The sequence below is a fragment of the Emticicia sp. 17c genome (assembly GCF_037153985.1).
GTDB lineage: Bacteria > Bacteroidota > Bacteroidia > Cytophagales > Spirosomataceae > Emticicia.
This window is the reverse complement of the sequence record NZ_JBBAYI010000003.1, coordinates 152,920-165,192: the sequence shown is the minus strand read 5'-3', so window position 1 is coordinate 165,192 and position 12,273 is coordinate 152,920. Positions and strand designations below refer to the sequence as shown.

The window sequence follows — 12,273 nt, the reverse complement described above, 5'->3', positions numbered from 1 at the left end:
CAAATCATTCGTTTTTAAGGCTTAAAGTAGGCCATAATTCAGGAATATTTTTTCCAGCGTTAGCCAGTCAACCATCTGACCATTAATTTCTCGGCAAGGTATGAGCGGAATCCCCGTAGCTATATCATCAATAAATACTTCGTTGTTCAGGGCAAAGGTTTTCGGATTAAATGCCGTAGGGTAATATTTTTGCGGAGAATATTCTCTTACAGGTACATGATGGTGTATTAAAAAATCGGTTGCTTCTGTAAAGCTATTATTCGCAAGTTCAATCCGTTTGGTATTCAATATAATATGATGCCCCTTCTCATGAAGTTTACTGATAACTTCAATGGCGTGTGGGTTGAGCATACCTATATGCGGATACGCGTGCTCAACAATAGTCCCATCAAAATCAAGCCAGATGGTTATCTCGTCGTTCATTTGTAATAGTATGGTTATGAACAAATATAACAAAAACCAGACATACGTTAATGGCAGTCTTTGAGAATGGAATAAAACTGAAGCATCTGAAAAATATCATTATCTTGAATAGCCTTTTCGGCATTCTGGATATGGTTCTGTAATTTCAGCGCACCCGAAAGGCCGATATTATCGGGTAAAGACTCATAAAGATTTATAAGGCTCTGGACGCGATTAATTTCGGCAAGAAGCCCGTCGGCCAGACTTAACGACCGATTTGGAGGTTGGATGGAAATTTTCATGCAAAAGTTATTTTAGTTAATAAAGATAGAACCTACACACAGGCAGTTATAATATATCTGCGAATCCATACTCGTATAATTTTAATTTTTCATGAAAAACTGGCATGCTTTCCATGAATCTATCTTTATCTTATAGCAAATTTCTATCCAAACTCAATTAGGCTAACATATTTTTTATCAGGCTTTTACGTATATTGTAGCCACTCATTTAGGCTTTTGCACTATATGTAGTAAAAGAGAATTATAGCTCTCCTTCATAAGCCGAAAAGGCAATTAAGGCGCCGTCGCCTAGTTCAATTTCGTCCCCGAACATTAGCTCATAAGGCATTCCCAAAACCTGTAATTTTAAGGTCGTATTGTTTTCTTTTAAAATTTTTGTTCGGTTATGGCTTTGAGGCAAGCCTCCTTCATCAACATATAAAAAGTATTTTCTAGCCGATTTGTCAAATTTAATAGTAGCATGATTCCGGCTCACCGAAAGGCTTTTATCTCCTTTGGTTTCGTCATACTGAGTGTCGTCTTTCTCCAGAAAAACAATATCATTGATTCTTGTACGGCCCGAATTGAGTCTGGGTCGGTATCCGCGCCCAATCCTGAACTCTATCTTCTGGTCTGGGTTTAGAACATACGTTTGTTGCGAGGCTTGCCCATCAAGTACAATAATGCTAGCAAGGTAGGCTTTGGCAGTATCTTTTAATGCCGACTGGTTTTTCAGAATATCAAGACCAAAGTTGCCTTCCGAAAACCTGCAAGCAGGCAGTGTATCCTGAACAATCACAAATTCAAAAGTCCAGTCAGAGCTAAGCCGAATATAGTTATCGGCTAATTCTTTTTGTAGTATATCATTTTTAAACTTACTTGGTAATTCCTCAAATAATGCTACACGTGTAATTTCCAGTTCTTCGGTAGTTTTACATAAAACATAGAGTTTTAAGCCTGTGCCTATACTTTCTTTTTCATCAATGTATGGTTTGAGAGATTTCAGAATAAACCTGCATATTTCATTGCGTTTTTGTGGGGCAGGGGGCATAGCCGGTGGTTCAATACCTTTTTTGGCGTTAGGGGTTGGTTCCTGACGGGGTGGTGTTTCGATGCCAAAAGATGCTTCCTGCTCATTTTCAGGAACAATATTAAGGATTTTTTTTAGCTGGCTCAGAAGTTTCATGGTAGGTTTATTAAAATGTTCCTAAGTATCCTTTTTGTTTTAAAATGGGGGCTATATGTTCGTTAGCTAGTTTAATAGCCTTAGCTGATGATTCTCCAAGCTCGATTCTGACACAGGTTACAGTATGAGAGTCGCCCGAAGGAGTAGGGGCAAAAAATACATACCATCCGTCATATCGTTTACGACCATTGATTCGCCTTTCGGGTGTACCAGATTTACCAGCTACCTTGCTGATGCTTATTTTGGGGGCTTTCCCTTCTCCATTCGATTGGTCTATCATAAATGATGTTAGTTGTTCGGCATAATCGGTTTCTTTTGCTAAGGCAATGCCAGTGGCTATTTTTTGCTTTATGCCCCCTTTTTGTAGTATGTATCTTGAAGGCTGAAAAATGCCATTATTGGCAATAGTCCCTGCCATACGTGCCAACGAAACAGGCGTAGCCGTAAGTTGGCCTTGCCCCCAAGATAAACCCGAAAACTCGCTGCTGTATTTTTTCTTTCCCTGAAACTTCGTGTAAAAGTCTCTGTTTTTTACAAAAGAAGAGTCAGTCCAATGTTTCAAGAAACTTTCCCGATTTTGTGGCGTATGTGTGTCATGAAAATAATATCCGCCCACGTAGTCGATATTCATACCTGTGGAGAGGTATAAATCGGCCATTTCATTATCAAGTTTATTATCATTAGCTAGCTGTATGAAATAAATATTGCTTGATTCCACAATAGCTTTTCTCATGTCAATATTTGCTTTAGGTTCGTCAGCCCGAATAATATAATCGAATCTATCATAACGAATATCCGAGGCTTTACTACCCAGTTTATTAAAGGCTGCCATTGCCGTTAATATTTTAGCCGTAGAGCCCGGGGCTGTGGCGTAGGTCATTCCTAAATCTCGTTCAGCAATAAGATGATTCAGGTGATAAATTTCTTTTTCTGACAACACCATTTCGTCAGGGGCTTTCAGGTTAGGCAGAGGGTTAATAGCCGAAGCAAGCACATCCCCCGTACTGGCATCTAAAACAACTACCGATACTCTTTTATTTTTAAATTCAGAGCTTTCAATAGCTGCTTGTATTGCCACCTGCAAGGAGGCATCAATGCTCAGTTGTATATCGCGGTTTTTGGCACGTAAAGAAGCTATCTGTTCACTTTCCAGCCCTTCTTTCATCATATCGGCTAATACCGAATAATCGTAGGCTACAACGGTTACTTCTTTACTGATAGGTTTTGAGAAACGGTTTGGTCTGAAACGGGTTGTAATAATTGCAGATTTTTCGGGTTTGGTATCAAAGCCACGTAGTTCGGACAAATGCCTTGCCTCGGCAAAGTATCCGCCTGCCTGCGACCACAGCAATTTGGTGTTAAAGTCGCCCGTCCAGAAGAATGTGTGGGCTTCAAACGGATAATATCTGCTCGCCTTTTTTCGCATCACTTGCGCTAACTGGTCTGAACTCAGCCCCGAATTAAGCAAAGAGTCCTGATTAGCTTTGATGGTTTCTAACGAACTGGTAGCTAAAACCAGATTATTACGGTCATAAATGTTGCCTGCCGCCAGTGCTTTTGTGAAAATTTCGATGCGAGGATTATAACTGTATATAGGTAAACCATTACGGTTCAAGACTCTGGCTGGCTGAACAATATATTTTCTGGAAGAAATAAGCTGAATGTTTAAAAGTTGTATCGTTAAAATGATAACTCCGACAAAACAACTAACAATTGTGGCAAAAATAACTGGGTCATAGTTTGCATGGATGTGCTTTTGCTGAACCTCTGTTGCTTCTAGTCGGGAAACGCCTATTACAATACCCATAGCGGCAAGATTTACAATCAGAGAGACTTTTCCGTAACTCAGGAACGGGACGCTGATACCTGTTAGAGGTAATAAACCTATGGAGCCACAAGCTATAATGAAAAACTGTATACCCAATGATAAAGCAATGCCTGTACAGAGGTAAAAAGCAAAGGGCTGTCCTGCCCGACGGGCATATAAAATAATACGGTGTATTAATATACCAAACAATAAAAATATAGATAAAAGACCAAAAAAGCCTAGTTCTTCGCCAATACTCGGCAATATCATATCGGTATGTGCGGCGGGCATAGTATTGGCAAATCCTTTTCCTGGCCCTTGACCTGCAATACCACCCGATGAGAGTGTCCAGTAAGCATGGGCCAGATGGTCGCCACCGCCACCTTCTACATTGTTATTCCACGGGTTAAGCCACATCTCTTTCCGTTGAGCAAGACGTTCGCCTACTGATGGAATCTTGTCACCAAAGGTAAAAGCTGCAATGATAATCATAAGAATAACAGGAGCTTCGGCAAAGATTGACCACCACCATAACAGCCGCGTGGTCTGAAAAAGCTTTTTGCCTATTAGCCAACCTATGGCTATCACAAGCGTAATAATAGTAGCCAATAGTGGGCTAGGCAGAAACTTCAATAAAAGAGCGTATATCAGCCCAGTGCAGAGTGTAACAATTAAATTACCTCGAGCAATGCTGTAAAAAAACAGAAAAGTGAAACAAACGACCAGAGCAGGGCCCATATCACCCATTTTTAAATAAATCAGAATCAAAGCCAGTGTTCCGGCCAACACACCTATATTGGCCCAGAAACGCCATCGGGCATCGCTTAGGCTTCGGATGTTTTTTTCGTTAGCAGCAAAAAAGCAGGCAAAAAATACCAGTAGAAAATACTTGGTTAATTCGCTTGGCTGAACATCAACTCCTGCAATCGACAAGTTAACTTTTACGCCACTTCCTTCGGGGCCTCTGCCCCAAATCATGACTGTTAAGGCCATTATAAGGCCCAGAGCCAACCATGTAAAGCCTTGTAGCTGATAGGTGTTCTTGTCAATAGTATTGCCCAATTGGCCTTTAAAAAGAGATTTATACCTGACATTGCTTAGTATATCAAAATACCATAAGCGGGTATACCATTTGCTGATTGGTAAATAAGAAACCATCACCATACCTACTAAACCCAAGCCAATACCCCACAGAGTATGATACCCATAGAGGGTGTCTTGTAAAGGGTTTTGAATGCTGAACAGTATCACCAGCGAAATACCCGTCAAGAGCATCAGAATAGCTAGTAGGGTAGCATCTTGAAAAAAACGGGTATAGCTCCAGAAGATATATAAGCCTCCGAACAGACTGAAAAAGATAATAATAAGGTTAAGGTATGCCTGATTAAAAGCCTTTGGGGTACGTACAGTTAAAACTTTGTCGTCTTTAAGCTGGCTGTAAACAGTTGAGCCAATAAGCCTGATTTTATGAGGCTGCCCAATAAAACTAAAGTCAAGGTCTTTGGTAAGGCCGCCGTCGATAGTTCCTTGCCGAGTGCCAAACTCCAGACCGGGTTTAAGAGGAATAACACTGTAAGAAGAATCCTGAGATAAACCTCGAAAAATAAACTTGCCATTGGCATCGGTTCGGGCATATATATTTTCTTCAGGGGCAATTTCGTCGGTCAGGCTCTGGCTGTGTTTCCTTAGTTGTACAAGAATACCTGTCATTGGCTGGCCATCCTCTTTCTGGTGTACTGTTCCACTAATACTTAGGCTTCCGGCCTGACCAACTTCAGACGGATAATGCTTTGGGGACAATAACTCTTGTTCGTAGAGTTTCTCATCAAAGCCCATTCTTTGCCGAGAAACCTCCAAACGACTCTGAAAATCCTTCCCACCTATGGGGCTTTTTATAGCGGTAGGTGCCAGAATCTGGAAATCACGTTTGTTAATAGCTCCGAGGTTTTCAAGTTGTTTATGTTCAGCAACCTTAGCCGATAATGAATCTGCAATGAGCGTAATATCTTTGTCGTCGGGGTAATAATTCCGTAGAATTTTTTTCAGAGCCTCGCTATCTAATCCCTCTGCCAGATTGATTGCGCGCCCTTCGGCATAATCTTGTTGTGTTTTGGCAAGGTTAGGCTGCAAATTAAAATGTAAGCGAATAAACAGAACAAATAAAATACCGATAGCACCTATAATAAGTATATTATTGATTCTGTTAGCTTTTTCAGTTTGATTCATGAATATTTCAGGTGAGTTAGCCGTGGTATGTGAGAAAAATTACTGTTCAGCTTGTAGCCTTTTCAGGTTTCGGGTAGCAAAATCAAATCCTTGTTCGTCGGATAATTTGTAGAGCCTGATAGCTTCGTCAAGGTCTTGCTCTACGCCAAGTCCTTTTTCATAAAGTTGCCCAAGATTGTTCTGGGCATACATATTGCCTTTTTTTACTGCTTTTTTATAAAGGTTTGCGGCTTCGTCGTAATTAAGTTCTACGCCTAATCCTTTTTCGTACATTAAGCCCAGATTATTCATTCCGTTGGAATTTCCCTGATCGGCTGATAAGCGGAATAACTCAACAGCCTTTTCGTAACTTTTTTCGATGCCATTGCCATATTTATACATTAAGCCCATGTTCACCTGCCCGTCAGAGTTGCCTTCGTCTGCCGACTCTCGTAGCCATTTAATCGCTTTTTCATAATTCTTCTTTACGCCATAGCCATTTTTATACATTAAACCCAGTTTGTTTTTGCCTTCGGCATTGCCTTCTTTAGCCGAGGCTAAATAGTATCTGAATGCTTTAGTGAAGTCACGGTTTTTATATGCCTCAATGCCCGCAGCTAAATTGTCGGTAACAAGGGGTGTTGTTTGTGTGGAGGTGCTGGCGGGTTTGGGAGCATTGGCAGTTATTTTCTGATATACAGAAAAAACAATAAACGCAAATACGGCTGCAAAAAGTACCCATACCAGATAATACTCTTTTAAAATATTGACATTTCTGTAAATAGTTTTCTTGATAGGCTCTCCTTTAAGCGTCGATTTATTAGGTTTGTCTTCGGTTATTTTTCTCTTTGGCGAAGGCATTGTTTGTTTATGCGACGAAGCCGTAGAGGGGTTTGCCTGAGCCTGTCCGGCGTCTGACTTCTGAAAATCAACGAACGATTCCGTTAGTTCGTGTTTTAAATCACTAACATCGCTAAGGCGTTCATCGGCTTTTTTACTTAATAGCTTATAAACCAGTTCTTTTAACCTGACCGGAAAGTCTGCTTCAATAGGTGGCGGAGGAGAAGCCATAATTTGGTCCAGAAACTTACGGAAACTCACTTTGTCGCTCTCAAAAGGAACGCGCCCGGTCATACATTCATATAAAACTACGCCTAATGAATAAAAATCAGAGGCTTTGTTTACCAGTTCTGGTGTATCAAACTGCTCGGGTGAGGCATAATCAAACGTCATTAATGATTGCCCCGTAATGGTTTTAGGTTGTTCTCTGATTTTGGCAATGCCAAAATCGGTTAACAAGAAATGCAACTGCCCGTCTGGAAGAGAGCGGTAGAGAATATTTTCAGGCTTAATATCCCGATGTACCACGCCTTTCTCGTGAATGGTTTTTAGTGCGTCGGCTATCTGTAATCCTAAACTGATAATAATATCAATAGATAAAACGCCTTTTTCGTTAAGTACTTTGCGTAAATCGCCGCCCTCAACCAAATCCATTACAATGTAAGGTAGTTTTGCATTTAAGCACACTTCCCTGATAGCCACAATATTAGGGTGTTTAATATCGGTCATTATTCTGGACTCCTGCTGGAAGCGTCTGAGGGTATCGGCGTTGGTTTCAATAGTAAAATGTTTGATAGCTACTAAATCACCGGTTTTTATATGACGTGCCTTACGCACCTGAGCATTTCCTTTACCCAGATTACTAATGATTTGGTATCCGACAAAATTTGTATTGAAACTATCAGTTGGCATAAACTATTTTATTTTTTTGAATACTGGGAATAATCATACCCTAACTCTTTAAGTCTGTCGATGGCCGACTGATAGCCTTGTTCGGCAGAACGCTTGTAATAGCGGAGAGCTTTTGTCATGTCCTGTGCAATTATTACGTTATTATCTATCGACCGACCGTAGTCATAAAATACCCCTAGGTTGTATTCTGCAATGGAATTGCCTTTGATAGCACCTTTTTCAAACCAGTTTTTGGCTTCCAGATAATCTTTACTAACCCCTTCACCAATATCATACATATAACCCACGTAATTTTCTGCATAGCCATCAGAGGACTGGTCAGCAGCATATTTAAAATATTCCAGTGCCTGCGCATAATTTTTTTCTTTATAGTACTGGTCTGCTAATGCGTAATAGTCTACGGCAGCAACGGTATCGATAGGCGTAGCAGTAGTGTCGGCTGCAGCCATCATCGTAGAGTCAACAGCGGTAGAGTCTGCGTATTCACTGTTTTTGTCAGGAACCAATGAAATAATAGTGAAGCCTGCAATAATAATTACGATGGCTATACCTAAAAAAAGCAACAGGTCTTTGTTCTTTTTCTCATTTTTATCGTCGTTAATCACCGTTTGCTGGTTAGGCTTGGGAGGTGGTGGCGTAATTTTGTCTTTAGGTGGTATATATCTTTCTGTATGAGGTGTGTCATCTTTACTAGAAATATCATCAAAGATAAACACCTCAGTTTTGCCAGTGTCACTGCCATCATATTCATCCCATTCAATATCTGCGTTTTTAAGTAACCTTTTCAGGGTCTGAGGGTTATTAATTCTCTTGGTAGCCTGTTTTTCAAGCAAACCATTAATGACTGTTTTCAGGCTTTTCGGAAAGAAACCTTCAATATTTAATGGGGGAGGAGCTAAGGTTTCAATACTTTTACTTAAAGCCCCGATGCCCTTTGAGCCTAACGGAAAAGGCACTTGGCCACTCAGGCATTGGTACAATACTACCCCTAATGAATAGAAATCGGTTGCACCTGAAAGATTCTCAAGGTCATGAAACTGTTCAGGAGAAGCATATTCATAGGTCATCGGCGACTGCCCCGTAACCGTCGAAGGTTGTTCACGTAATTTGGCAATACCAAAATCAGTTAACAGGAAATGAAGTTCATCATTCTGTAATTTCCTGTACATGATGTTGGCAGGCTTTATGTCGCGGTGAATAATGCCTTTAGCATGGATTTCTTTGAGGGCATCGGCTATCTGCAAGCCCAGACGGATAATTGTAGGAACATCAAGCGTTTTTTGTTTTTTCAGAAGGCTGTCTAAGTCGCCTCCTTCAATGAGTTCCATAACTATATAAGGCAGGTCGGCATCAAAATGTACTTCTTTCAGTTTAACAATATTCTTATGGTTAAGGTCAGTCATGATAGCTGACTCCTGTTGAAAACGACGAATAGTGTCGGCATCGGCATTAAATGAAAAATGTTTAATGGCAACCAGTTCTCCCGTATTTTTATTACGGGCTTTCAGAACTCTTGCATTACTTTTGCCAAGTTCGCTTAATATTTCATAGCCAGGAAAATACTGATTAAAGTTTTCTGTTGCCATAAGGGTAAGTGTTTATTGAATGCTGTTACCAGCATAGTATACGGTTTAGTTGTTTAATCTATAAATCTATATTTTTAATGCCTAATGCTGAATAGCTACTGGTTTACTTAAAAATGAAACTCTCATTCTTAAGCGTGTCTTTAGGTACTAAAATGCTTACTTTTTCATTTACCTGACTGAATATTACATCCTGAAAGCGGATTTCTGTATTCTTTTTGGTGCTAAAACCTGTACTGAAACGACTTATTATCAGGTTTTTTAAAAAAAATCTGGTGTTTTCTTCTAACACAAAAGCAACATCAGCTTTGACCGTTACAGGCAATATTACAATTGGTTTGTCTTTTGCAATCAGTTCAAAGGTATCTTTAATGACAACGGGCTGAGCTAAATAAAGGGTGTCGCCCAACTCATTGGCTGATAGTATCAGTTGTTTATTTTTGTTTTTTATTGCATTGACTATGAGCGAATCTAGGTTTATCAATGTTTTTTTTGCGCTTAAAGTATCAGAACCTACTGTTGTGGTAACAGCAACTGCCTGCGCAGAATTAGTAACTTTTGGTGGGTTATTAAGCGACCACACATATACCGCTGCTGCTATAATGGCTACAAGCATGATAATGAGCGGAAGCCGCCAGACATTCTTCTTAGATTTTCTAGATTCAGGTTCAGATACAGGTTTTTCGTTGGTTTGTTTGCGTGCAGAAGTCTTTTCTGTTTCAGGGTATAAGACTTTCACTGAGAATGCGTCTGTTATTTTCTTAGAAGCCGTAGCGGATACAAGACTTTCGTTTTTAGCCAGTACGATTGTTATATTATCTTTTCCTCCGGCTTCGTTTGCAAGCTGAATCAGTTTAAGTACTTTTATCTCTAAATCAGAATGTTCTGCCAGAACTTCACTGATTTGCTTTTGCATGAGCATATCGGTAAGCCCATCGCTACATAATAAAACAATATCTTGCGGCAGAAAATCAGTAGTAGCCGAATCAAGGAAGTCAATATCATCTACTTTATGAATCTGTGAACCTACATCTCTCAGAATTTCATTTCTACGTGGGTGATTCATGGCTTCTTCTTCCGAAATCATGTTTTCATCTTCTCTGATACCCACCAGCGAATGGTCTTTTGTGAGTTTTTCCAAAACTCCGGCTCTGAAACGATAAAGCCGTGAGTCGCCTACATGAACAATATGCAATTTCTGCTTTTCGGTGTCAACAATGGCTGTTGTTAACACACAGCACATATTCGAAAACTTGAAATCTTTTTGTCTTTCTCGGTAAATACTATTATTGGCCTGAACTACGGCCTCTTCAAGCATTTTCAGAGGCTCGCCATTCTGTTTCTCCATGTAAGTTTCAATACTTGCACGGGCAATGTCGGCAGCAGTTTCGCCACCGTAGTAACCGCCAACCCCATCAATAGCTGCCAACAGGGCTATGTTTTTATTAGCCCATATATACTTACAGATAAACTTATCCTGATTATCTTTTCTGTTTTTTCCGGTGTCAGTATTGCCAACAATCCTGAGTTTTTCCATAGCTTATCTGGGCAGTTTTTTAAAATGAGCATATACGACGATACCTGTAAATACCAAAAGTGCAAGCGAGATAACAAAATCAATCATGAGTTTATAGGATTGTTGAACTTTAATAGGTAGGCTATTTTCTGCTGTTGAATGTAAGCGTAACATCGCCGTTCAGAAGCAGTTTGGTTTTTACAAGGGGTAAATCATGCCATACCGGATTGCTCAAGTCTGACTGCGGAAGGAGTTCTTCGTTCAGGCGGGTTTCGTGTCGGCTAAAATTCGTAATCTGGAAAACCTGTCTGGTTTCGTTATACTTAATGCGGGCATGAGGGTTAGACACATACGGAGAGTCAATGAGAAAATAATTGTCAAACTGAGCATTTTCTGGTTCTTTTCGGGCAATTACAATCTCTTTTTCCTTCATTGAATAATTATCTTCCATATCGTTATGGCTGATATGAACATGAATTTCAGCATAAACAGTATCGTGGTTGTAGGTAATTACCTTGTTTCCGTTAGCCTTATTTACAGGCGGACTATCGATGTCAATTTTCATAGCAAATTTGCCATCATTTCGGAAATCGATATGTAGAAAATGGTTAAGGTTAATATCCATTTTCTCATAATAATTAGTCGATTTCTTAGGCTTCATTGTTACTTTAACGGTATTGGTCTGGCTTGGTATGGCATCTTTAAGCCCCGTGATAGTACCTAAAATCATTACGTCTCCCTGACCTATAATTTCGTCGTTGAACTCTACGCCTGGCGCAAACTGAAAAACCCAATTCGAGGCAATCGGTATTACATTCGGATACTTTGCTTTATACTCATTAATTTTTTTGTAAAAACCCTTAACTGCCTCATGCACTAAGGCAATAAAAGTAGGTTGGCGTGATTGATACACGTCAGGATGTAGAATGACAATAAAATTGGCATTAAACAAGAGGCTTTCGCCTAATGATTCTTTCTTGATGGAAGCCTCCAGATTAGTAATTAAATCTTTCAGAATCATTTCGTTGGTTACTTCTGAAATCTTTGATTTTTGGTTTTTTTCCAGACTGGAAGGAATTATTTTCTCCTTAATCACTGAAAATAAGCTCATATCAATAAGTAGTTATGTATATTACGTAATATAGCGCGGAATGTAAATTCTGCAATAGCAAACAAAGTTTATCAATAAAGTCGGGGATAAGTTATAGTAATAGCAAAATGAAAAGAACCACAAGCCAATATTGCTTATTTATGATACATTATTGGGTATCAGTAATATTGCTTTATTTTAATTACACTAACGAGAAAACTTGATGATTGATATACGTATCTCTTTTAAATTTTTCAATTTATTGCTTGAACGGTATAAATTACACTTGAATTTTATTCAAGGAGTAACTATTGAAGTGTTAGCCAGCTTCTGAATTGATAAATATAATAAAAACAATCAGGGAAAATAGCTTTAGCTAGTGTATTTATTTGCTTAATACTTATTCTCTGAAAAAGGTTACGAAGAAATATGCCAATGAAGAAAATTTATT

Annotated in this window: 8 protein-coding genes; all 8 read right to left on the bottom strand. The window is 39.4% G+C overall.

Going from position 1 to position 12,273, the window contains the following annotated elements; translation table 11 throughout:
• Positions 1-21: 21 nt before the first annotated feature.
• The 8 genes from WAA15_RS08475 to WAA15_RS08440 all read right to left on the bottom strand — a co-directional run bounded on the left by WAA15_RS08475 (position 22) and on the right by WAA15_RS08440 (position 11,843).
• Entirely contained in the window at positions 22-423 is a 402-nt protein-coding gene (locus WAA15_RS08475) for a hypothetical protein (protein WP_337042295.1), read from the bottom strand.
• 47 nt (positions 424-470) lie between these two features.
• Positions 471-704, bottom strand: coding sequence for a hypothetical protein (locus tag WAA15_RS08470; RefSeq protein ID WP_337042294.1), 234 nt, complete (start codon positions 702-704; stop codon positions 471-473).
• Positions 705-945: 241 nt separating this feature from the next.
• Entirely contained in the window at positions 946-1,869 is a 924-nt protein-coding gene (locus tag WAA15_RS08465; RefSeq protein ID WP_337042293.1) for an FHA domain-containing protein, read from the bottom strand.
• A 10-nt stretch (positions 1,870-1,879) separates the two neighbouring features.
• Entirely contained in the window at positions 1,880-5,902 is a 4,023-nt protein-coding gene (locus WAA15_RS08460) for an FtsW/RodA/SpoVE family cell cycle protein (protein ID WP_337042292.1), read from the bottom strand.
• A 39-nt stretch (positions 5,903-5,941) separates the two neighbouring features.
• A complete protein-coding gene (locus tag WAA15_RS08455) occupies positions 5,942-7,633 on the bottom strand; it encodes a serine/threonine-protein kinase (protein ID WP_337042291.1) in 1,692 nt (563 codons plus the stop codon).
• An 8-nt stretch (positions 7,634-7,641) separates the two neighbouring features.
• Positions 7,642-9,219, bottom strand: coding sequence for a serine/threonine-protein kinase (locus tag WAA15_RS08450; RefSeq protein ID WP_337042290.1), 1,578 nt, complete (start codon positions 9,217-9,219; stop codon positions 7,642-7,644).
• 103 nt (positions 9,220-9,322) lie between these two features.
• Positions 9,323-10,753 carry a PP2C family protein-serine/threonine phosphatase gene (locus WAA15_RS08445; RefSeq protein ID WP_337042289.1) on the bottom strand — a complete coding sequence of 477 codons (1,431 nt, stop codon included), beginning with the start codon at positions 10,751-10,753 and terminating at the stop codon, positions 9,323-9,325.
• A gap of 121 nt (positions 10,754-10,874) precedes the next feature.
• Positions 10,875-11,843, bottom strand: a complete 969-nt coding sequence (locus WAA15_RS08440; protein ID WP_337042288.1) for an FHA domain-containing protein — start codon at positions 11,841-11,843, stop codon at positions 10,875-10,877.
• Between the last annotated feature and the right edge of the window lie 430 nt (positions 11,844-12,273).